The 23540-nt window shown below is 43.6% G+C and carries 21 protein-coding genes and 2 tRNA genes; 12 read left to right on the top strand and 11 right to left on the bottom strand.

What is annotated here, in order from left to right; all coding sequences use genetic code 11:
• Nucleotides 1-43: 43 nt before the first annotated feature.
• Together uvrA and tenA are read right to left on the bottom strand one after the other, a co-directional pair.
• Nucleotides 44-2875 carry an excinuclease ABC subunit UvrA gene (gene uvrA / locus FTU03_RS01010; RefSeq protein ID WP_179991936.1) on the bottom strand — a complete coding sequence of 944 codons (2832 nt, stop codon included), beginning with the start codon at nt 2873-2875 and terminating at the stop codon, nt 44-46.
• A gap of 290 nt (nt 2876-3165) precedes the next feature.
• On the bottom strand, nt 3166-3837 hold the full coding sequence (gene tenA / locus FTU03_RS01005) for a thiaminase II (protein WP_179991937.1): 672 nt from the start codon (nt 3835-3837) through the stop codon (nt 3166-3168).
• Between the two features lie 222 nt (nt 3838-4059).
• Here tenA and FTU03_RS01000 point away from each other — a divergent pair, with 222 nt between their 5' ends.
• The 3 genes from FTU03_RS01000 (at nt 4060) to ssb (ending at nt 7306) form a co-directional block, all read left to right on the top strand.
• Nucleotides 4060-5151: a DUF475 domain-containing protein gene (locus FTU03_RS01000; protein WP_004781554.1), complete on the top strand. Its 1092-nt coding sequence runs from the start codon at nt 4060-4062 to the stop codon at nt 5149-5151.
• A gap of 154 nt (nt 5152-5305) precedes the next feature.
• Complete coding sequence (locus FTU03_RS00995; protein WP_034170221.1) at nt 5306-6670, top strand: MFS transporter; 1365 nt, start codon at nt 5306-5308, stop codon at nt 6668-6670.
• 51 nt (nt 6671-6721) lie between these two features.
• The gene (gene ssb, locus FTU03_RS00990; RefSeq protein WP_004781559.1) at nt 6722-7306 is read left to right on the top strand and encodes a single-stranded DNA-binding protein; all 585 of its coding nucleotides are present in this window, start codon (nt 6722-6724) and stop codon (nt 7304-7306) included.
• A 69-nt stretch (nt 7307-7375) separates the two neighbouring features.
• Here ssb and FTU03_RS00985 read toward each other — a convergent pair whose 3' ends face one another.
• Nucleotides 7376-7840 (bottom strand): hotdog fold domain-containing protein, encoded by a 465-nt coding sequence (locus FTU03_RS00985; protein WP_179991938.1) that lies wholly within the window; start codon nt 7838-7840, stop codon nt 7376-7378.
• 137 nt (nt 7841-7977) lie between these two features.
• Between FTU03_RS00985 and FTU03_RS00980 the strand changes: the two genes are divergently transcribed.
• From FTU03_RS00980 to FTU03_RS00960, 5 genes are all read left to right on the top strand, one after another.
• Complete coding sequence (locus tag FTU03_RS00980; protein WP_179991939.1) at nt 7978-8622, top strand: TetR/AcrR family transcriptional regulator; 645 nt, start codon at nt 7978-7980, stop codon at nt 8620-8622.
• A 151-nt stretch (nt 8623-8773) separates the two neighbouring features.
• Nucleotides 8774-9337 carry an alkyl hydroperoxide reductase subunit C gene (gene ahpC / locus FTU03_RS00975; RefSeq protein ID WP_005232609.1) on the top strand — a complete coding sequence of 188 codons (564 nt, stop codon included), beginning with the start codon at nt 8774-8776 and terminating at the stop codon, nt 9335-9337.
• Nucleotides 9338-9582: 245 nt separating this feature from the next.
• Nucleotides 9583-10461, top strand: coding sequence for a pirin family protein (locus tag FTU03_RS00970; RefSeq protein WP_179991940.1), 879 nt, complete (start codon nt 9583-9585; stop codon nt 10459-10461).
• A 413-nt stretch (nt 10462-10874) separates the two neighbouring features.
• A complete protein-coding gene (locus tag FTU03_RS00965) occupies nt 10875-12182 on the top strand; it encodes an FAD-dependent oxidoreductase (protein ID WP_125279600.1) in 1308 nt (435 codons plus the stop codon).
• 3 nt (nt 12183-12185) lie between these two features.
• Nucleotides 12186-13025 carry a cyclopropane-fatty-acyl-phospholipid synthase family protein gene (locus FTU03_RS00960; RefSeq protein ID WP_179991993.1) on the top strand — a complete coding sequence of 280 codons (840 nt, stop codon included), beginning with the start codon at nt 12186-12188 and terminating at the stop codon, nt 13023-13025.
• 75 nt (nt 13026-13100) lie between these two features.
• Here the strand turns inward: FTU03_RS00960 and FTU03_RS00955 are convergent.
• The 5 genes from FTU03_RS00955 to FTU03_RS00935 form a co-directional block, all read right to left on the bottom strand.
• A tRNA-Thr gene (locus FTU03_RS00955) sits at nt 13101-13176 on the bottom strand.
• A gap of 205 nt (nt 13177-13381) precedes the next feature.
• Nucleotides 13382-13609, bottom strand: coding sequence for a hypothetical protein (locus FTU03_RS00950; RefSeq protein ID WP_004781576.1), 228 nt, complete (start codon nt 13607-13609; stop codon nt 13382-13384).
• A 438-nt stretch (nt 13610-14047) separates the two neighbouring features.
• Nucleotides 14048-14248 carry a hypothetical protein gene (locus tag FTU03_RS00945; RefSeq protein WP_004781578.1) on the bottom strand — a complete coding sequence of 67 codons (201 nt, stop codon included), beginning with the start codon at nt 14246-14248 and terminating at the stop codon, nt 14048-14050.
• Between the two features lie 417 nt (nt 14249-14665).
• Nucleotides 14666-15802 carry a J domain-containing protein gene (locus FTU03_RS00940; protein ID WP_179991941.1) on the bottom strand — a complete coding sequence of 379 codons (1137 nt, stop codon included), beginning with the start codon at nt 15800-15802 and terminating at the stop codon, nt 14666-14668.
• A gap of 346 nt (nt 15803-16148) precedes the next feature.
• Nucleotides 16149-16239: transfer RNA gene (locus tag FTU03_RS00935), tRNA-Ser, on the bottom strand.
• A 121-nt stretch (nt 16240-16360) separates the two neighbouring features.
• On the opposite strand from FTU03_RS00935, the gene FTU03_RS00930 reads away from it, so the two are divergent.
• A complete protein-coding gene (locus tag FTU03_RS00930; protein ID WP_005232606.1) occupies nt 16361-18241 on the top strand; it encodes a potassium transporter Kup in 1881 nt (626 codons plus the stop codon).
• Between the two features lie 68 nt (nt 18242-18309).
• Here the strand turns inward: FTU03_RS00930 and FTU03_RS00925 are convergent, their stop codons facing one another.
• Nucleotides 18310-18867, bottom strand: coding sequence for a hypothetical protein (locus FTU03_RS00925; RefSeq protein ID WP_179991942.1), 558 nt, complete (start codon nt 18865-18867; stop codon nt 18310-18312).
• Nucleotides 18868-19133: 266 nt separating this feature from the next.
• Between FTU03_RS00925 and FTU03_RS00920 the strand changes: the two genes are divergently transcribed.
• Entirely contained in the window at nt 19134-20231 is a 1098-nt protein-coding gene (locus FTU03_RS00920; RefSeq protein WP_179991943.1) for a DNA/RNA non-specific endonuclease, read from the top strand.
• Nucleotides 20232-20316: 85 nt separating this feature from the next.
• Entirely contained in the window at nt 20317-20562 is a 246-nt protein-coding gene (locus FTU03_RS00915) for a hypothetical protein (RefSeq protein ID WP_004781584.1), read from the top strand.
• A gap of 73 nt (nt 20563-20635) precedes the next feature.
• Here FTU03_RS00915 and FTU03_RS00910 read toward each other — a convergent pair whose 3' ends face one another.
• A complete protein-coding gene (locus tag FTU03_RS00910) occupies nt 20636-21706 on the bottom strand; it encodes an AraC family transcriptional regulator (protein ID WP_179991944.1) in 1071 nt (356 codons plus the stop codon).
• 108 nt (nt 21707-21814) lie between these two features.
• Here FTU03_RS00910 and FTU03_RS00905 point away from each other — a divergent pair, with 108 nt between their 5' ends.
• Nucleotides 21815-22408, top strand: coding sequence for a hypothetical protein (locus FTU03_RS00905; protein WP_179991945.1), 594 nt, complete (start codon nt 21815-21817; stop codon nt 22406-22408).
• A gap of 338 nt (nt 22409-22746) precedes the next feature.
• On the opposite strand, the gene hisF is transcribed toward FTU03_RS00905, so the two are convergent.
• Nucleotides 22747-23505 carry an imidazole glycerol phosphate synthase subunit HisF gene (hisF, locus tag FTU03_RS00900; RefSeq protein WP_004781588.1) on the bottom strand — a complete coding sequence of 253 codons (759 nt, stop codon included), beginning with the start codon at nt 23503-23505 and terminating at the stop codon, nt 22747-22749.
• Between the last annotated feature and the right edge of the window lie 35 nt (nt 23506-23540).

The raw sequence follows: 23540 nt of genomic DNA, 5'->3' as shown, positions 1-23540 counted from the left end.
GGGCACTCTCTCCTTTTTCAAAGGAGGATTGGAGAGAATAAAATTACTTCAATAACGGCTTTAAGAATTTCCCTGTATGTGAAGCCTTAACTTTCACAACATCTTCCGGAGTACCTTCCGCGATAATCATACCGCCACCCGCACCACCTTCAGGCCCAAGGTCTACCACCCAGTCTGCAGTCTTGATCACATCCAAGTTATGTTCAATCACCACAATGGTATTCCCTTTATTGCGTAGCTCATGCAGGATGTCCAGCAGCTTGGCAATATCATGGAAATGCAGACCAGTGGTTGGCTCATCCAGGACATACAGGGTTTTACCGGTATCCCGTTTGGCCAGCTCACGTGCCAGTTTTACCCGTTGTGCTTCACCACCAGAAAGGGTCGTCGCTGACTGACCTAAACGGATATAGCCCAGACCAACCTGATGCAAGGTTTCCAGACGACGATGAATCACTGGAATCGCATCAAAGAAATGCATGGCATCTTCAACAGTCATCTGTAATACATCAGAAATATTCTTGCCTTTGTAGTTCACTTCCAGCGTTTCACGGTTATAACGCTTGCCATGACAGGCGTCACACGGCACATACATATCCGGCAGAAAGTGCATCGCTACCTTAATCATGCCATCACCTTCACAGGCCTCACAGCGTCCGCCTTTCACGTTAAACGAGAAACGGCCAGCGGTATAACCACGCGCTTTGGCTTCCGGAGTCTGTGAAAACAGTTCACGAATTGGAGTAAACAAACCGGTATAAGTTGCTGGGTTCGAACGTGGCGTACGGCCAATCGGGCTCTGGTCAATATCAACCACTTTATCCAGAAATTGCAGACCATCAATTGAGTCAAACTTCTCGGCAGTCAGCGTGGTTGCACCATTCAGCTGAGTCGCTGCCAGTGGCAACAGAGTCCGGTTAATCAACGTAGATTTACCAGAACCTGAAACACCGGTAACACAAGTCATAATTCCCAATGGAATGGTCATATCGACTTTCTTCAGGTTATGCCCGGCAGCACCCATCAATTTGATCTGTTCTTCCGGTTTCGGTGGCTGAACCCGTTTTTTCGGCACTTCAATTTTCAGTTTGCCAGACAGATATTTACCAGTCAGGGAATCTTTATTTTCAGCGAGTTCCTGATAGGTACCTTCTGCAATCACATGGCCACCATGCACACCGGCACCCGGACCAATATCAATAATATGGTCTGCAGCACGAATTGCATCTTCATCATGTTCGACCACTAAAACAGTATTACCGAGGTCACGTAAACGAATCAGGGTTTGTAACAGGCGATCATTATCACGCTGATGCAGACCAATCGAAGGCTCATCCAGTACATACATCACACCCATGAGGCCGGCACCAATTTGTGAGGCCAGACGGATACGCTGTGCTTCACCACCAGACAGGGTTTCAGCAGAACGGGACAGGCTCAAATAGTTCAGACCGACAGATACTAGGAAATGCAGACGCTCACGGATTTCCTTAAAAATCTTGTCCGCAATTTCACCACGCGCACCTTCCAGATTAATACCTTGATAATAGCTCTCGGCATCGCCAATCGACATGCGAGTAACGTCGGCAATGGTCTTGTCCAGAATTTTCACATTACGTGAGATTTCATTCAGACGTGAACCATCACAAGCATCACAAGCGGCATTGGATAGATACTGCGCCAGATCATCACGCACATAATTGCTTTCAGTTTCGCGGTAACGGCGTTCCAGATGCGGCAAGATACCTTCAAATGGCATCACCCGGTTATGACGACGACCACGTTCATCAATATAGCTCAGGTCAATTTTTTCTTTGCCGGTACCGTAAAGGAATTTCTTCTTGGTGTTGGCATCCAGTTCATTCCAAGGCGTTTCTAGAGAAAAACCGAAATGCTCGGCTACTTTTTGCAGCATGCCATAATAATACGGACGCTGACGATCCCAGCCACGAATCGCACCTTGGCTGATGCTGACTTCCTGATTGGGAATCAGTTTGTCCGCACTGAAATGGCTGCGGGTACCCAGACCATCACAGACCGGGCAGGCACCAAAGGGATTGTTAAATGAAAACAGGCGTGGCTCCAGTTCTGCCACAGCGCGGTCACATTCCGGACAGGAGTGTTTGGCAGAAAATACGCGATCATCATTTTCACCTTTCATCCAGGACAAAATCGCAATATCTCCACCGAGACGCAGCGCAGTTTCAAAACTTTCTGCAATCCGGTTACCGAGATCATCACGCACCTTAAAGCGGTCAACCACGACTTCAATAGTATGTTTTTTCTTTTTGTCCAACTCAGGTGGCGGATCAATTTCCATGATCTCGCCATCGACACGCGCACGCACAAAGCCTTGGCTTTGCAGTTGTTCAAATAGCGCTGTGTACTCACCCTTACGTTCACGCACGACAGGCGCTAGCAATAACAGTGCAGTACCTTCTTCCAGTTCTTTAACCGCATCGACCATTTCAGTTACGGTCTGTGCCACCATAGGCAGGTCGTGTTCCGGACAGTAAGGTGTACCTACGCGTGCATAGAGCAGACGTAAATAGTCATAGATTTCGGTAATGGTACCTACAGTCGAACGCGGGTTATGGCTAGTCGATTTCTGTTCGATAGCAATGGCTGGGCTTAAACCCTCAATCGAATCAACTTCCGGCTTTTCCATTTGCGAAAGGAATTGACGCGCATAGGCAGACAAAGATTCTACATAACGACGTTGACCTTCCGCATATAACGTATCGAATGCCAATGAGGACTTACCTGAACCAGACAGTCCCGTAATCACCACAAACTTGTCGCGTGGAATATCAAGGTTCACATTTTTCAGGTTATGGGTACGTGCACCTCGAATACGGATGTGACTTTGGCTCATGCAATGATCCTAGAAAATTCATCAAAAACCTTTATATGATACCGAATGAAAAATGTTCAAGTGCAAATAAAAGTATTTTAAACGTCAAGTTGTGTCGGATATTGGTCAAAAGATCAGTACTAAAGCAACTGAGTAAAAACGTGGAGTGAATTTGCTTTCTTCAAAACGTCTAATGGATGAAATGTCATACTGTATAATGCAATAAAATTAGCTTCACTTTCCATCATTTATAGTTTTTATAAAATAAAAAAGCCCTGTATTAAACAGGACTCAGTTAATAGAAACTAAAATTAATCATCCAGACCTGGCCACTGGCGCTGTTCATAAGCACTGTCCCAGAACAACCATTCCAGACGTGCTGCATGGGTATAGGCCTGATGCATTTTTTCCAGAGTATCAGCATCGACCCGCGCTGCCACCCGATCCACAGTGGCAATTACATTGCGTACCGCTGTATGAAAATCTTCACCGGCGTAGGTATCAATCCAGGCCTGATAAGGATTATTCGGCGCTGCCTTATCGACAATATCCTTACCCACTTCCGCATAGATCCAGAAACATGGCAAGAGGGCAGCCAGAACTACCGGATAACTTTCCGCCCAAGCCGTTGCCTGTAAATAAGAGGTGTAGTGATGGCAGGCCAGAGTCAAAGGTGTATTTTCGAATTGGGTTTTGCTGATGCCAAAATCCTGCATAAAGCCATCATGCAGGCTACGTTCGACCACAATGGCAGTTTTAGCTGCTTCACTAAACTGGATCACGTCATCTGCTTCAAAAGCTTTGGCTGCACAGACCGCCAGCGCACGACCATAGGCCAGTAAATAATGCGCATCCTGAATTACATAATGACTAAAAGCTTCACGGCTTAATGTTCCCTGCGCCAGTTGCTGGTTAAAAGGCAGCGCCAATGTCTTTTGATAAAGTCCAAGATTACGTTGCCATACGTCTTGAGAGAAACTCATACTGAAATCCTTAGCAGTTGAAGTCAAAACATCCAGCACTATAGCAAAGATGAATCTGTTTAAAAGATCAGCAAATCTGGAAAGCAGAAAATACCTAAAAATGGTTCAGGAAGTGCTTTGGTTTATGCGGCAAAAGTTTCATAATTGGGACAACTTTTAGTCTTAGTATTTCTCTACGTTTAAAGAAATGCATTTAATGAAATTTATCTAAGGTCGATATATATGTTGAAACATTTTGGTTTCTCAATCGTATTTTCGATCGTGTGCCTTGGTTTGTCTGCTTATTGGGGATTTACCCATGGTCCGGAAGCGGGCCTGCAAACCATGTTCACAGCACTAACCATCACCGCTATTCTGGCGATTATGGAAGTGTCGTTGTCGTTTGATAACGCGGTTGTCAATGCATCCGTCCTGCGCGGTTGGGATCATTTCTGGAAAATGATTTTCCTGACGGTCGGGATCCTGGTTGCAGTTTTCGGGATGCGCCTGATTTTCCCGGTGGTCATTGTGGCCGTGACTGCGGATATGGGCTTTATGGAAGTGGTGCAGCTCGCCTTAAATGCACCGAAAGAATATTCGGCCAAACTGATGGCACATCATGCCGAGATTTCTGCCTTTGGTGGTGCTTTCCTGATGCTGGTATTCTTGAACTTCTTCCTGGATGAAGAAAAAGATACCCACTGGTTCCGCATGCTGGAACGCCGTCTGGCACATCTGGCAAACGTTCCGGCGATGTCAGTCTTTATTACCCTGATTGCTTTGTTGATCATGGATTTCCAGGTCGAAGAAGCGAAACGTCTGGATGTTATTCTGGCGGGGATCTGGGGGATCGTGATTTATATCGGGGTACAGGTCCTAAGCCATATGTTAGGTGGGGAACCGGAAGTAGACGAAGAGGGCAACGCCGTTCGTCATGATGCTGAAGGCGTACCGACTGGCGTGGTGAAAGCCGGCTTTGGTGGCTTTCTGTACTTAGAAGTGCTGGACGCCTCTTTCAGTTTTGACGGTGTAATCGGTGCCTTTGCGATTACGTCTGACGTGGTGATCATCATGTTGGGCTTGGCCATCGGTGCGATGTTTGTGCGTTCGATGACCATTTACCTGGTCGATAAAGGCACGCTGGATGCCTATATCTATTTGGAACATGGCGCGCACTATGCGATTGGTGCTCTGGCATTTATCATGCTGGCAAGCAGTACCGGTGTACATATTCCTGAAGTAGTGACCGGTCTGATCGGTGTGGCTTTCATTATCTGGGCAGTCATTGCTTCGATTCAATATACCAAGCGTCAGTTATTAAAAGCAGGCAAATAGTCCTGTGATCACTGAACAGAAGCGTGGCTCCGGCTACGCTTTTTTATTTTTCAGATAGTCCTCATCTTTATTTCAAATAAAATTCATGCATTCCTTTGAGCGGAATGGCCTATAATCTGCACATCAAGATTAACTAACTCGATCGCCAGACTTTATGATGAATGCCTTAGAACGTCGCTCGACCTTTGCCCTGAGCAGTATTTTCGCACTGCGCATGCTGGGGTTGTTTATGATCATCCCTGTATTCTCTGTAGCAGGGCAGTCATATGAATATGCTACGCCTGCACTCATTGGTCTGGCGGTGGGTATTTATGGCCTGACACAGGCCATTTTACAGATTCCGTTTAGCCTGATTGCGGACCGTTATAGCCGTAAGCCACTGGTGGTTTTAGGCTTGTTACTATTCGCTCTAGGTGGTGCGATTGCTGCAATGTCTGACACCATTTATGGCGTGATCATTGGTCGTGCGATTGCCGGTGGTGGGGCAGTTTCAGCAGTGGTAATGGCCTTATTGGCTGATGTGACCCGTGAAGAAAACCGCATGAAAGCCATGGCGGTGATGGGCATGAGTATCGGCCTGTCCTTTGTGGTGGCCTTTACCATGGGGCCGTGGGTGACAGGACTGGTCGGCATTTCTGGTCTGTTCTGGGTGACCACAGTGATGGGACTGGCTGCGATTGCGATGCTATTGATGGTTCCTAAAGTTACCCGTCATCATAAAAATTTTCAGCAAGGTTATCTGGAGCAGCTGAAACAGGTCCTGAAAATGGGGGATCTGAACCGTCTGCATATTTCAGTATTTACCCTGCATTTGCTACTTACAGCGATGTTTATTTATGTGCCATCGCAACTGATTGAAGTTGCTGAACTGCCATTATCGAGCCATGGTTGGGTTTATCTGCCGCTGCTGGTCGTCAGTCTATTCTTTGCTTTTCCGAGCATTGTACTGGCAGAAAAATACCGCAAGATGCGCAGCATTTTCCTGACAGCGATTGGCGGTATTATCCTGGGTCTGCTGATCATGATTTTTGGTTTTGAGTCTAAATATGTGCTGATCGGTGGATTGGGATTATTCTTTATTGCTTTTAATGTCATGGAAGCCTTACTGCCCTCCTGGCTATCCAAAGCAGCCCCGATTCAATCCAAAGCCACTGCGATGGGCGTGAATGCCAGTAGTCAGTTCCTGGGCGCATTCTTTGGCGGGATCATTGGTGGACAATTGTTGTTACTCAACAACACTTCGCTCGGTTGGAGTATTTTATCGGCAATTGCTATAATTTGGCTGCTCATGAGTTTTGGGTTGGCTCAACCACGCTATCTTTCATCGCTCGTGCTTCGTCTGCCAGAGAGTAAACAAACAGATGAATGGACTTCTCAACTTTTGGCGATTCGTGGTATTGAAGAGGTTGTGGTCATGTCTGAACAGCAAGTCGCCTTTGTAAAGGTCGATAAACAGCAGGTTGATGATGTTTCGCGACAACAATTAACGCACTTGTTAGGTAAAGAGGTAGCCATTTAAACATAACTCTTATAAAGTAAAATATAGAAATAAATAGGAAGTGTACGTCTGATGCGTGGTGTTAATAAGGTCATTTTAGTTGGTACTTTAGGTCGAGATCCTGAGACCAAAACTTTCCCAAATGGTGGTTCTCTCACTCAATTCTCTATCGCAACCAGCGATTCATGGACTGATAAAAATACGGGCGAACGTAAAGAGCAAACCGAATGGCACCGTATTGTGCTGCATAACCGTTTAGGTGAAATTGCACAGCAATATCTGCGCAAAGGTTCTAAAGTTTATATCGAAGGTTCATTACGTACCCGTCAATGGACAGATCAAAGCGGTCAAGAACGCTACACAACGGAAATCCGTGGTGAGCAAATGCAAATGCTGGATTCTGGTCGTCCACAAGGCGAGCAAGGCGATAACGGTTTTAACCAGCCACGTTTTAATAACAATAACCAGGGTGGCGGTTATGGCAATAATCCTCAAGGTGGTTATGGCTCAGCGCCTCAGCAAGGCGGTTTTAACAATAATCAGGGCGGTGGTTATGGCAACAATAACCAAAATAACCAGGGTGGTTATGCGCCGAAATCTGCACCTGCTCCAGTAGCAGCACCTGCAGCCGATCTGGATGATGATCTTCCGTTCTAATCCCGACATTAGAAAGGCAAATCATCATCAAAACCCGCCATTTGGCGGGTTTTTCATATCTGGGTTCTTCTATTTTTTCACGGACACCCACATGGTGATCACTGCCCGAAACACGACTTCTTCTGTAGTATCTTTAATTTCTACATTGACCAGATAATCGCTGCCTTCGTTCCATATAAAGTTAGGCTCGGCGGGTGTCGCAATCGCAACTAGGTCAGTGGTGGCTTTTTTGACATATTCGACCTGCATACCCTTGGGAATCCAGCGATGAGTTTTCGAAACGGTTGCATCGGTCATGGTGCCGCCTGCCAGTTCAGCCATGTTACACATGGCAATCGCATGTACAGTGCCTAAATGATTCAGCACGGCACGATGTTTCTTGATGCCCACTGCACAATATCCAGGCTTTAAATCTTCAAATAGTGGAGAAATACTGCCGAAATAGGGTGCTTTTAGACAAAGTAATTTAGAAAAAAGATATTTACCGGCTGGCTTATTTTCTAGGCTTTTCCAGATGTTTAGGGCTTGGCTCATCTATAACTTCCTGTATATTATTTTTAATCAGAATAATATTCTCATACAGAATATTATTCTGTATTGGCGCATCTGACAAAAAACAGACGTCAGGCTGCCAGCCTGCTTTTAAAAATAGAGAGGATTTAATATTAAAGATGCAAAACATGGAATTGCTGGAAAGGATTTTTAAGGGAAGACGGGCTTTACTCAAACGTCAGATTCTGGAATGCGCATTGACAGAATTTCTGTGTACAGGCATTGCTGCGACTACGATTGAAATGATTCGTGATCAGGCCGATACCAGTATCGGGGCGATCTACCATCATTTTAAAAACAAGGAAGGGATCATTGCAGCACTATATATTGCAGCACTTACAGATCAGTCGGAGCAGCGTTTGCAGGCTTTGTCACAAGTTCAGGGTATTGAACGAGGTATACAGGCGGTTATTCAGAGTTATATAGATTGGGTTGTAGCATATCCTGATTTTGCCCGCTTTCTTTATGCCGCGCATCATACAGTTCAAAATAGTGACTTCAAAGAGGAATTGCAGCAGTCGAATCAGCAGCGCAATCAGGAATTAAAACAATGGCTAGCTCAGCAGGCAGATATCAGTCAATTACAAGCTATTCCCTTAGAACTGCTGATGTCACTGATCATTGGACCCACTGAAAGTTATTGCCGGAGCTGGTTATCTGGTCGAGTTCAAACCTCCCCTAAACACTATACAGCAGCCCTGGCAAAATCGACCTGGAAATCTATACAGCATTTTCAAGAAAGTGAATCCACCAAAATCGATTAAACAAATCAGAAAGATAAAAATAAAAGGAATTATAAATCTAAAAAACCGATAGTTTTTATGAAAAGTTACGGTTTTACCTATTGGTGGTTTTTGCGTATTCTTAACTACATCAAATGAACACACACTTTCACGAATAGATAGGAATAGACTTATGAGTTTAATCAATACTGAAGTTAAGCCATTCAACGCAACTGCTTACCACAATGGCCAATTTATTGAAGTGTCTGAGCAAGACATGAAAGGCAAATGGTCTGTAGTATTCTTCTATCCTGCTGACTTCACATTTGTTTGTCCAACAGAATTAGGCGATCTTGCTGATCAGTATGCTGAATTCCAGAAACTGGGCGTAGAAATCTACTCAGTATCTACAGACACGCACTTTACGCATAAAGCTTGGCATGACACGTCTGACGTAATTGGTAAAATCCAGTATCCAATGATTGGCGATCCAACCTGGACTTTGGCGAAAAACTTTGAAGTTCTGATTGAAGCTGATGGTCTGGCGGACCGTGGTACTTTCGTGATCGATCCAGACGGTAAAATCCAGATCGTTGAAATCAACGCGGGCGGTATCGGTCGTGACGCACAAGAACTGCTTCGTAAAGTAAAAGCGGCTCAATATGTACACGCTCACCCAGGTGAAGTATGTCCTGCAAAATGGAAAGAAGGTGAAGCGACTCTTGCTCCTTCAATTGACCTGGTCGGTAAAATCTAATTCGATAACACTTTATCGAAATTGAAAAAACCCAGCCCTCAGCGCTGGGTTTTTTATTATCTACTGCTCATGACTACTTAAATTAACGTCTTATAGCAAAGCTAAAGTTATAAGTAGCTACACAGAAATCTAAGAGTCGAATCGTCTTATATTTGAAATACTGCATTCTAGAAGTACGGTATTGATGACTGCTGATAAAGCATACAATGGCTGCATGTTCATCCTATTGTATATAGGAGTAAAAGATGAAAAAAGTCATTGGTGTCTACCGTAATCAAAACATGCACTGGGTCGGTGACGGCTTCCCGGTGAAAAACCTGTTTTCTTATGATCGTCTGGGGCAGGCCATTAGTCCATTTCTACTGCTGGACTATGCAGCGCCGTATCATTTTGCATCGACTACTGAGCAGCATGGTGTAGGTTCGCATCCGCATCGTGGTTTTGAAACTGTAACCTTGGCTTATCAGGGTGCAGTGACCCACCAGGACTCCAGTGGCGGTGGCGGTACGATACAGACCGGTGATGTGCAGTGGATGACCGCAGGCGCAGGTGTAGTGCATGAAGAATTTCATTCCCCAAATTTTGCTCAAAAGGGTGGCCTGTTTGAAATGGTTCAACTCTGGGTCAATTTGCCAGCTAAAGACAAAATGACCGCGCCACGTTATCAGGCCATTACTGCAGCTGAGATTCCACGGATTGAAATGGATGAAGGCGCAGGACATATTCGGGTGATTGCCGGAGAGTTCGGAGGCCATCATGGGCCAGCACATACCTTTAGTCCGGTAAATGTCTGGGACGGCGAGCTAAAAGCGAAGTATGAAACTACGTTGCATGTGCCTACCGGACATAATGCTTTGCTGGTTGTACTGGCGGGTGAGCAGATGGTAAATGGCAGTCAAAAAGTCCTGGATAGCTCTATTGTCATGTTTGCGCGCGATGATGATCCTGAAATTCAGCTACAGGCCTATCAGGACACTAAATTTCTGCTCTTGACCGGTGAGCCGCTGAATGAACCTATTCAAGGCTATGGCCCATTTGTGATGAATACCAAGGAAGAAATTATTCAGGCATTTCAAGATTTTAATCAGGGTAAATTTGGTGAAATCGCGGTACAGGCCGAATAATACAGTCAGTCTTAAAACAAAGAAGCCTCTGCACAAGCAGAGGCTTTTTTTCTAATGCGCTGGAATTTCTTGTCGTTTTTACGAGTTTCTGGGATAAATTCATTTTGTTTATCTCTATGAATTTATCTCTTTCTTGTGCTGCATATTATAGAGTGTTTTGCGGTCTTTGTAAACCGATGATTAAAAAATCGGTTAATTAAATCATTTGTTTTTTAAAGATTTATTTTTAAATATTTAAATATAATGGCGGTTTAAGTCACTCTATATAAAGACGTTTTTTGCTATTCAAAAAATGTAATTTATTTGTAAAGTTGCGTTAACCTAGACTTACGAAAAAAAAGTATTCTGGAAGATTTTAATAACCTATTTGCTGAAAGCATGGTTCATAATTTCTTTTAGTTTTTCAATGACGGATGATCAGATTGGATATCGCAGTAATTGGTAGTGGCATGGCTGGACTGGCTACTGCCAGAATTCTTCAGGACGCAGGACATCGCATTACTATTTTTGAAGCGCTTCAAGGTCGCGGCATGGACAGTCATAGTCTCGAATTTGAAGGAGGCCTCATTGACGCACCTTTACGTGTGATGAATCCTTATCTGTGGAAAAATACCTTAAGTCTGGCGACTCATCTGGGCATTAAAACTTACCCGGTACGTACCTATATGGCCTGTAGCTGGCTGTTTGAAGACCGGGTAGAAACCTGGCTAACCACATCACGTAGCCGGATCGGTAATATTCCGATTATCAATAACCGCAAAGGCATCCAGCAATATGGCTGGCGTCTGGTTAAAGGTTTGCTGCAACTCAAAACAGCCTTGGCAAAATTCTTTAAATCCAAAAATCAGGACATCAGCCTGGCAGAATTTATCAATCGCAATGAGATTGAAGAAGTGTTCTGGCATGGTGCGGTGATGCCGGTGCTGTATACCATCTGTACCTGTAATCCAAAAACCATTGGTGAATGGCCAGCCAAACCTTTATTGATTTTCCTGCGTCAGCTAACGGATGGTGATGCCTTATTACGTATGCAGGGCGGTACTCCGGCTTTGGTAGACAAGCTGATTGAAGGCATTCACATTGAAAGTGGTGCGCCGATCGTTTCGGTAAAAGAGCAGGGCGACAAAGTACTGGTAGAAAATGCAGCTGGTCTGTCGAAAACCTTTGATCGCGTGGTGGTTGCGACACCAACCAATCATATTGATGAATTCCTGGATCATGAACAGTTTGGCCGTGATATCGAGCTGTTAAAGAAATTCAAATTTGAACAGGGTGAATTGGTCATTCACCGCGATAGCAGCGTGATGCCACCAAAGCGTAAGGACTGGGCTGTACTCAGCTATATGATGGATCGCAAATTTACCCGTCAGCAATTTACGGTTTGGCTGAATGCGGTTGAACCGAGTCTGGTGGGTAAATCACCGGTATTCCAGACCTGGCGTCCTGTGACTGAGATTGATCCGAAAAAAGTGATTTCCTCAGTGACCTTGACCCGTGCGGTAGTGGATGCCAATACTATCGCTCTCAATAAAGAATTACAGCATCGTCATCTGGAAATGAACCGTAAAGTCTTCTACTGCGGTTCGTGGTCATCGGACGGTTTACCAATCTTGGAATCTGCAGTGACTTCTGCCATGAAAATTGCTGCAATTATGGGAGCACCGTTGCCATTTGAAGGACTTAAACCTAAGATCGAGGTAGCACCCCAACTCGGTTATTGATTGATGCAATGGTTTCAGGCACTTTGTCAGCGTCTTCCTCAACACAAATATGCAATTGATGCATCGTTGCTGGGAGATCAGTCACAGTTGCCCTGGAGCAATCTGGGTTATTGGTGGGCAGGGCAGCAGGATTATGTAGCTGCCTGTCAAACTTTGGCCGACCATTTGGCAGAAATGGTCGGTTTAAATTCAAAGGATAAATTGCTGGATCTGGGCTGTGGCCAGGGTGCCAGCCTGTTGCACTGGCAGCAACACTATCAGGTGCAATATCTGGCCGGTGTAGAACTTCAGCCTGCTTGTGTGGCGAATATTCAGCAACATTTACCTGATCTCAATGCCATCTATCCGGCTTCTTTCCTGCGTTTAAAAGACATGCATTTTTCCCAGCGCTTTGATGTGGTGCTATGTCTGGATGCTGCCTATCATAGTTCCGTTCCCGAACTTCTAGATCAGGTACGCAGTGTTTTGAACACCAATGCACGGATTGGCTTTCATCATCTGATCTTGTCTGAAAAATGGAACAGCTTGAATGCGCTGCAAAAGCGTAAATATCAGTTTCTGCTGAAATCCGCCGATGTCAATTTAAAAAACCTGATGTTGAAAAATGAGCTTTATCATTGTCTGGAAAATTTTGAATTTAAGAATATTCAGATTGAAGATCTGTCCGAAGCGGTATTTTCAGGTTTTGCTGATTATGTAACGCAGAATTTAAATTCAAAGGACTTGAAACAGAAAGGCAAAAGACTGGATCAGTTTAAACTTCAGATGACGGCAAAGCTTTGTCGGAAGTTATATCAGGATGGGATCGTGCGATATGTACAGGTGACAGCGCAGGCGATCTGAAGACTAGAGACAAGCTAGATAAAAATACCAAGTCCAGAAACATCAAAGCCTCACTAAAAAGCGAGGCTAAGAAAATGGTGCCGGCACACGGATTCGAACTGTGGACCTACTGATTACAAGTCAGTTGCTCTACCAACTGAGCTATGCCGGCGTTGTGGAGTGCATTTTACAGATTTTTCTTAAGGGCGCAAGCCAAAAAATAACCGTTCAATCTTATAACCAATTTTTTATTGCTGATCATTGAATCATCTTCACTCAGGCATCTACATTTAAATCATGAAATTGCCCATATCAGTGATATGGGCAAGGATAAGGGGTTGATATTTAAAATCTATTATGAGTGAGTTAAAAGGGAATTATCTGCTTTTGAGTATCCGATCCAGGTCTTGTGCGCATTCCTCTAAAGTAAAGGCCATATCAAACTGCATTTGAGGTTTGAGTTCTTGAGCAAGACTTCTCCACTGTTCAATTAATTTTAGGGCTTTTTGAATCTTATGTTTGTTGACGTCTTTGGCAATGGTCGGGGTATAACCACCGCGTTTGGCATTTTTTATCTGTTTCATGTAGTTTGCGCTGTTATTCATGTCCACTCTCCGAATAGCAGTGTTTCCACTTTTTTCTAACCCAAATAAGGAAGACTCAAGCAATAACGTTTTCTATCTTTAGGTTTTTATTCTCCTTTTATCCTGTTTTGATTCCACCATAACATAGCGATGATGACAATGAAATTAAGCTATTTTTATGCCAGTTTTTGTCTCCATCATATAAATAAACTAAAAGAAGAACATAAAGTTAAGAAAGTAATAAAAATGGATATATCATGGTTTTATCCAGAGAATTTATTTCAATATATCCCAGCCTATATCCTTACATCTTTAAATCTATCAAAAGAAAAGGCAAGCAATACTCATCTCAAAAATAACCAGTAAAATGAATTATCCTTTTTCAATTCATCTGTCCAAGATGCTCACTTTTAAGGTTTTAGACTATAAAAAAAGCCCAATATAAAATTGGGCTAGGGCTTAAGGCTCGACTTCTAGCGGATCACCATCTTCAGGACGAAGATGACGTGTGCCATCATCCGCAGGATCTACACTTGATCCATCTTTGGTGATCGGGTTGTACATTTCATCCTCTTTTTTATCGTCAGTGAACTCTTCATCTTCGAAATCCAGAGGCTCGTTATCATCATCAAAATTTAGGGGTTTTTCATCATCTTTCATAGCGATCCATCATTTTTTACCAAGATAGGATCATGCTCGAATATTCCTCAGTGTCATTCAACAGCCATCCGGCATCATTTATGTAACTTGTATAGTTATTCTTTTATTTTTAATCCATTCCCTAATAATTTCGGCAAAAAAAAAGGCTTAAATCCTTTAGGATTAAGCCTTCTAATGCACCTTCTAAGACATCATGTGGCTACATGATAATGAATTTTGGCGGTGAGAGTGAGGAAGCTAGGTTTTATAATTAAGTATTTGAATGTTATAAATATTATTGACTATTTTCCCACAAAAATACCCTCAAACAAAATAATAATTGAGTTTTTTGATCAATTAGGTTGGGGAAATTATAATTAGATACATGATTACTCTTTAGTCCCAAAAGCTTAATTGATCAACGCTGATCATATTACACTACATTTCTGCCATTTCATCAGATATAATTTTTTCTATTGTTTCATAGGTTTGATGAGCTATTTGTTCAGCATGAGGCGTAGCTAAATCTGCTCCAACTTTATTAGGAATATAAAAATTATTATTCATTCTTTCTATAATAGCTTCATTCTCAAAGAATTCATCTGCTGGAAGTCCAGCATCTGCTCCTGAATCATTAATATATTTTCCAGCCAAGTCTAAATACAAACATTTTTTTGATTTTTGAAATGTAATATAGCAATTCGAGATAAGATCTTTAATTCCTATAATTCCACTTTCTTTAAAAGTATCATACACTTGTTTGGACGATGTCTTAATTTCTGCAGGATTAGGTTGTAAGTAATATAATAGTCCAGTTTCGTATGTGGACATCGCTCTTTCATCAGTAACTGTATTGGCTTCATCACTTTCTGCATAAACTTCTTCACTATCATTCATTAACTCTGAATCAGCTAGGCTGTAATCTTCTTCAATTCCTGTCGCCTCTACCGCAGCGGCATCTGCTGCTGCTTCAGCTTCTTCAGCAGCCTCTCTTGCCTCTTCAGCAGCTAGAATTGCTTCTACATCGGATTTATCCGATAAACTCTGCATATATGAGTTTGCTACAATTACAATTATGAAAATCAAAGCTAATGCAATACAAGTACTACCTATTTGTATGAAAACTTTTTTCTTTGAAATTATCCAATTTTTAAATTTTATAAAAGGGGAGAAAATAGAAAAGCTATTTGGGACATCAATGGAGATATTCATTTTGAAACTTTTAGAATCAGCTTCTTGGCTGTTGTCTTTTGAGCCGTTAGTGGAGTTGGTTTTATTTTGCTGTTCAAAAGCTGCTCTTTGAGCTCGCATAAACTCTTCTTGTTCCTTCTTCTTAATATATTCTTCTTGTTGCTGCTTACGTCGGGCTTGTTCTGTAAGAAATTGATCATAATTTTTACGTTTAATTGGATCGATTAAAGTTTCATATGCTTCTCTAATTTTAATCATTATTTCATTTGCATCATTACCTTTATATCGATCTGGATGATATTTTTGAGCCAACCCTTTATATGCAAGCTTAATAATTTCTTCTGGTGCATCTTGAGAAATATGCAATATTTCATATAAATTCATAAATTATTTCTTTCATAAATTAATTTTAATTAAGGCATTAGACCCCCTCTAATGCCTTAAAACTTAATATTCAAATATCCAGCTTCGGTAAAGCCTTCACTATCTCCCTCGTTTCAAAACTGATCATAATCACACGCAAGAACAGTTCAAGCGGGTATAAATTTGAATGACTATGACATTTTTGTCGTCCATTCCTTAGAGAATGAAGGCTGATACCCGCAAATATACCCGCAAAAGTGCGGGTATTCTACTGTTATGCTATGGAGTGTATTAGATAATAAAAAAGGCCTAAACCTTTTAGATTTAAACCTTTTAGGACTGCATACGATTGCATGAGTATAAAATTTGGCGGTGAGAGAGGGATTCGAACCCTCGATACGCTATAAACGTATACACACTTTCCAGGCGTGCTCCTTCAGCCACTCGGACACCTCACCATGGCCGTGGATGATATAGAAAAAAAGCCACTCTGCCAAGCTTGAAACAATTGATTTGCGGAAAAACTTTGAGCGCAGTGTTATGATTCGCAAAAATGCTTGTTAAAAACGAAGACGATATATGCAAAGCACTGCACAGAAAGCAGCTCTCCCGGTAATTACGCTGGCTGCGCTTGGGGTTGTTTTTGGAGATATTGGAACCAGTCCATTGTATGCACTACGCCAATGTTTTCTGACGTCGCACCTTGCCATTAGTGAAGCTTCGGTGTTGGGCATTTTGTCCTTGATCTTCTGGTGCATCATGCTGACGGTGAGCTTCAAATACGTCACCATTATCATGCGTGCCGATAACAACGGTGAGGGCGGGATCATGTCCTTGCTGGCTCTCAACTTGCGAACCACACGTATTTCTGATGACAAGAAAATTTACCTGATTGCGCTCGGCTTTATTGGGGCATCGCTGTTTTTTGGTGACGGGATCATTACCCCGGCGATTTCCGTATTATCTGCAATTGAAGGGCTGAGTATTGCCACACCTGTGTTTAATCAATGGTTAGAGCCTTTATCGATCGGGATTATTGCGGGACTCTTTCTGGTACAACGTCATGGCACTGGAACCATGGGCAAATTTTTTGGTCCGTTGACTTTACTGTGGTTCCTGTCAATTGGTGGTTTCGGTTTGTGGAGTATTATCCAGACCCCGACAGTACTGGCCATGGTGAATCCATACTGGGCCTATCATTTTGTGGTCGATCAGCCTTTTGTAGCCTTCTTGACCATGGGGGCCGTAATTCTGACCATGACCGGAGGTGAAGCCATTTATGCCGATATGGGGCATTTTGGTCGTCTGCCGATTCGTCTGGCCTGGTTTATTATTGTGTTACCCTGTTTGTTACTGAATTATGCTGGGCAGGGCGCGTTGTTGCTGCGCCGTCCTGAAGCACTGGAAAATCCTTTCTATATGCTGCTTCCGGAATGGGGCTTATATCCAATGATTGGTCTGGCAACAGCAGCTGCTGTGATTGCTTCACAGGCGGTCATTACCGGGGTATTCTCCATGGTGAATCAGGCCATTCAACTGCGCTATTTACCGCGTCTGAGCGTAAAACATACCTCAGCCGAAGAGCGTGGCCAGATTTATCTGCCCTTCATTAACTGGATGCTGTTTATTTCCGTAGTGATTCTGATTTTACTCTTTGAAAATAGCGCCCGCTTAGCGAGTGCTTATGGGGTCGCAGTCACCATGACTATGCTGTGTGGTACCATTTTAATCAGCATTCTGGCTTATGGTTTCTGGCGCTGGCCAATCTGGAAAGTAGTGTTATTTGCCACACCATTCCTGATGCTGGATCTGGTTTTTGTAGCCTCAACTTCTTTAAAAATTGCATCAGGTGGCTGGGTGCCGATCCTGCTCGGGGCGGCATTATTTACGATTCTGATGACCTGGAAAGATGGTCGTGCACTGGTCTTGAACCGTCTGGAAAAAGATGCGCTACCAATTGACCTGTTTATTAAGAGTATCTCAATTGGGGGAGGCACCAAGTTTGTGCCGGGTGAAGCGATTTTCCTGACCGGAACTCCGACCATTGTGCCGCATGCGATGTTGCACAATATCAAGCACAACAAGGTGCTACATGAGCGCAATATTCTAGTGACGGTTATTACCCGGGATATTCCTTTTGTAGGCGATGAAGAACGCATCAAACTGGAAAAACTCAGTGAACATTTTTATCGAGTCACGATGTATTACGGGTTTAAGGATCAGCCAAATATCCCGGAAGCATTGCAACATGCGTATGCAGAATGGGGCTTTGAATATGACCTGATGCAGATCAGTTTCTTTATCTCCCGGGAACGGATTATGCATACGGTGGGAGAGGGAATGGCACCCTGGCGGGAAAAACTGTTTGTTTCCATGCAGCGTAATACCAGTCCGGTCAGCGACTTCTACCAGATCCCGACCAACCGGGTGGTTGAACTGGGTAGCCAGATCGAGATGTAAAAATAGAAAAACCAGAGCTAGGCTCTGGTTTTTTTAGGGGAGAGAAATTTAGAAAGCTTTATAACAAATTATTGTTCTGTTGCTTCTGTCTCAACCGGCATTTCAGGGGCGGCGTTTAAAGGTGCATCTACCGCAGGATCAGCTTCAGCTTCTACTGCAATTTCAGTTTGCTCAGTCATCGCAGCCGCTTCAGGTGCAGCAGCTTGCTGTTCTTCAAGAGCTGATTGCTCTACAGCTTCACCCATAGTCATTTCCTGTTCTGTAGCAGGGGCTGCTGGTTCAGACTCAAGATTGGCTGGAGCTGGATTGGTATCCGGCATTTCTGGTTGTGCAACAGGTGCATCAGGCATGCCTGGTGTTGGCATTGGCTGATTTGGCATTGATTGTTGTGGCTGCTGGCCTGGCTGAGCAGGTGCAGACATTGGCTGGTTTACCAGACGGATCTGTCCAGAGTTCACCAGGCTTTCCAGTGAGGCTTGCTGACCATTTACAGTGGTACTAATTTTAGCTTTAGATAAGCTTTCAAGTGTTTCACCCGCTTGTACAGGAGGCTCAGCGAATGCGCCGGCACTGATCACACTTGTAAATATTCCGAGACCTAATAACTTAGATAGTTTGGAATTCATAAATTAACTCCATTGCTAATAATTGTACGTAATTTGAGTAGTCAAATAGCTTTGCACACTCAAGACGAGGTCACAATCAAAGCTACTTAAAGGTTAAAAAACCGCGCTGAAAGCTCACTAAAAAAACGACACTTTGTTACAAGATTTAAGAATATAGGGGTAGATTGTGTAATTATTAGGCAAATAAAGAGGGTAAGATATACTTCATATACATGGCTTGTTAAGCTCGCAAAACCCCCGATTTTGATCTTAAAAGCACGTGTAGCATGGCAAAGAAGCAGCGTAAGTCGAAGAATTCAGTTTTTCAGTTTTTTAATGAAAATAGCGTGAAAGTGATCTTGGCAATGGTCGCTTCCGGGAGTTTTGCGATTGCGTTTGGCCAGGAAAAAATCAGTCAGTGGATTTCTCTGCCTTCTACATCGAATTCGAGCTGTCTGGAACAGTTTTACCGGGACATCCCGCCTTACTTAATGAAAGACAGCCTGAAAAAAGACAGTTATTCACTGTGTTTTAATGGCTTTAATGTGGGTTATTCTGGGGTATCCAAAACGCCACTATGGGTGGCGGAGGCCTTAACACCGAAGCGTCTGAGCCAGAAAATTCCACGTGAAGACAATTTCCATGAAGAAACACGACTGAGTGCTGCTCATCGCGCGACTTTGGCTGACTATCGTGGTTCAGGCTATGACCGTGGCCATATGGCACCAAATGCAGATATGCCAAATAATGCTGCACAGTCTGACAGTTTCTCGCTGGCCAATATGGTCCCGCAGGCACCAAAGAACAATCAGCAGGTCTGGCGCGAGCTGGAAGAAGCGACCCGAGCAATTGTGACCAAGCAGAAGCAGGACGTGTATGTAGTGACCGGGCCAGTCTTTGCTGCCAAAAAGCTGAAAACTATTGGCAAGGGTGTAATTGTACCAACTGCCGTGTATAAAGCGATCTACATGCCGAAAACTGGTGCCATTGGTGCCTACTATGCACCTAATGATAATTCGCTCAAGGTTCGCATTGTCAGTGTCTGCTATCTGGAAGAGCAACTTGGCATTAACCTATTTCCTCAGTTAACTGAAGAACAGAAACGTAATACCTATCATCTGCCGTTAACTGCAAATGCCGTGAAGGCCAACCAGAAAATTGCCTATTCGAATTGGGATGCAGAAAGCCAGTGTGCTGAAGACGTGCCAAAAGAAGATCTGGAAAAACTGCAGCGTGAGTTCAAACCGTCGGCTTCAAGTTCGGCCAGTACAAGCAATACCAGCTCATCAGTTAATAAGAACGGGATCGATCATGATACCCAGGACACGATTGTTAAACAGCTGATTGAGGCCTTACTGCAATACATCCTACAGCTGCTGAAATAGTGAAAAGGAGCTTGCTGTAAAAAGCAGGCTTCAGGTAGCATGCTGAAGACAGGTGAGTAAAAATAATAAAACAGAGTAGAAATTAATGTTTAAAGCATTTGAAAATGGAACCGAATCGCATGCGATTCATGATCTGACAGTTGAGAATGATCTGGACTGTGTCAGTCTGTATGGCAATCTGCAAATTACTAAAGACCAGGCTGGTCTCAAGGCGGCCAAAGTTTTGCAGGCACTGTTAAATGATATTGTGCAGCAACTCGAAGAAACACCGGATCTGCCAGAAAAAATTGAACGCAATGATGCAGATGAAATTGAAAATCCATTTTTATAGAAATTTCTTAAATCACTATTCCGGCTAGAAAAAAGCTTCTTTAATGAGGAGCTTTTTTATTTTATTCAAATTTTTAAATCTGATATGGGACATTAATCTCTGCAGTAGCAGGATAGTCCAGAAATTTTTCCTGCACCTGGGTTTCCAGGTATTCTGAGCGCCATTGTTGTGGGGTCTGAGCCGTCCACTGCTTGAAGGCACGCTGAAATGCGCTCTGCTCAGAATAGCCAAGCAGCATGCTGATTTCCTGCAGACTCAGATGAGGATCTTTCAGATATTGCATGGCCATCATGCAGCGGATTTCCTGCATACGCTGCTGATAGGTCTGGCCCTGTTTTTGCAGGTAACGTTGTAGCTGACGTACAGAAAAATTCATCTGTTTGGCGATATGTTCAATCTGGAACATATTTTTCTGCAGACCCACCAGAATCGCCTGTTGCAAGCGTTGATCAATCTGGGTGGAGTTCGGGAGTTTTTCCAGCACCGCTTCTGCCTGTTGCATCAGTAATTTCTGTAAGGTCTGATCGCCTTTCTTTAAAGGCGTAGACATTTCACTCACAGGAATCAATACCTGGTTTCTGGCCTGTCCAAAACGGACCTTGCAGCGGAAATACTGTTCATAGACCGCAATATTTTTATTGACCGGATGCTGAAAATGGACTTCATGCAGATGCAGTTGATGCTGCTCCAGAATGCTTGAGCGAATAAATTCAGTCATGAGCGCGATAGCAATCTCGTCTGTGAGTTGCGTACTCACTTTAAACGGAATCTCGCTCCAGGAAATGGACAGGTAATCTCGATCCAGACTGACCTGTAAAGGACTGCCATCATAGATCAGGCGATGATAGTCATGATAACGCATAAAGGCTTCGCCCAGCGTTTCACTGGATAATGCCAGATAGCCAATAATACCCAGATGTTTGGCCTGCACCAGTTGCGCGATTTCCAGGCCGAGTGCCGGCCGCTGCAACTCCTGGTCCAGCTGGCTGAGCAGATCGCGCCAGAGAATATAATCAAAACGCTCCAGGTTCTGGATCGCAAATAATTTCTTGGGGATGTCCAGTTGTTTGAGCTGGTAATAGTCCAAAAGCAAATGTCCTAAACCACCATATACCGAACCGACATAATCTTGGGGAACGTGCATTTTTTAATTCTTTTGTTCTGTCGTTTTTTGTCAATGATATTGAAATTATCGGTCAATATCTAGCCCTTTGTTTGACCTATAGTGTAAACAAACAGGGAGGAAAAGATCATGTGGAAAGGCTTTCTAGCAGGACTGGTCGTAGCCAATGGCTTTGAATGGTTTGCGCATAAATATGTGCTGCATGGTACGCATCGAGCAGGGCAGACGCGTTATAGCCCAGTGCCGGACAGCATGCGTTCACATTGGGAACATCATCGTGAAGTTCGCAAGACCAGATTTTCTGATTATGCCTATGTGGAAGGTTTGAAAAACTGGCGAATCCGCAATGAAATCGGTTCACTGGCCGTCGCAGCAAGCGTATTCGGGCTGGCTTTTTATCCCTTGTCCAAAGGTATGTTTTTGGCCACGCTGTATAGTGCAGGCAATTATTTTTATATGCATCGGCGGGCACATCTGGAGCCAGAATGGGCCAGAAAAAAAATTCCCTGGCATTATGATCACCATATGAATAGTAACCAAGACGCCAACTGGTGTGTAACCAAGCCCTGGTTTGATTATTTAATGGGAACCCGGGTGATTTCCTCAGCAGATTTACAGGAGAAAAATCCCCTTGGTATTGTCTTGCCGGAACAGATCTCTATGCGCTTAACCCACTTAACCCAGCGTTATTTCCCGGCTAAATGGGCTAAAGATCGTGATTAAATAACTTAAAATTCGAGTAATCTGCCACATAAAATGTTAACCATTTCTCACTTTGGTTAACCCTGTCGTGATTTGTCAATAAATTCTGCATATATTGTCAATATTGCGCTCAGGATTTCACCTATATTTGCGTCTGTTGATGATTGAAAGTCTTATCAACCTGCATACAGATTGAGTTATATTGTAAATGTCAAAGATACCAAGTGCTGTAGTTCTTCTTGGTTTTTATAGGGAGTCGCAAGACTCCTTTTTTTTGTCCAGAATTTAAATGATTTCTAAGAATAATACATAAAAAAAGAGCGTGATATTCACGCTCTTTTTCATTTGAAGGCTGTCGTTTAAAGACGCATTTCAATACCTTGAGCAGCTAGATAAGCCTTGGCCTCAGGAATGGTATGCTGGCCAAAGTGGAAAATAGAGGCGGCAAGTACTGCATCGGCACCACCATGGATAATCCCGTCAGCCAGATGCTGCAAGTTGCCTACGCCACCTGAAGCAATCGTTGGCACAGTGACGCGGTCATTGATGGCGCGCATGAGGGGAATGTCATAACCTGCTTTGGTGCCATCGGCATCCATGGAAGTAATTAACAGTTCACCTGCGCCATAGCTGGCCATTTTCTCTGCCCATTCCAGTGCATCAATACCAGTCGGTTTGCGTCCGCCGTGGGTAAAGATTTCCCATTTATTCTCGCCAGTTTTTTTGGCATCAATCGCTACTACGATACATTGCGCACCAAAACGCTGTGAGGCTTCCTGTACAAACTCAGGGTTGAAGACTGCTGCCGAGTTGATGCTGACTTTATCCGCACCTGCATTTAATAGTAGACGAATATCTTCGACTTTACGCACGCCGCCGCCTACGGTAAGCGGTACGAATACAGATTCAGCCATACGCTCAACGGTACGGTAAGTGGTGTCGCGTCCATGATGTGTAGCGGTAATATCAAGGAAAGTAATTTCATCGGCACCTTGTTCATTATAACGGCGTGCCACTTCTACCGGGTCACCCGCATCACGAATATCAAGGAACTGAACACCCTTGACTACGCGACCGTTGTCGACGTCCAGACAAGGAATAATACGTTTAGCTAGCATAAATTTTTCCAATTATTACAGCCGATTATGAAACT

The sequence above is a fragment of the Acinetobacter sp. YH12046 genome (assembly GCF_013419905.1).
Taxonomy (GTDB): domain Bacteria; phylum Pseudomonadota; class Gammaproteobacteria; order Pseudomonadales; family Moraxellaceae; genus Acinetobacter.
This window is presented reverse-complemented; position numbering and strand designations above follow the sequence as displayed.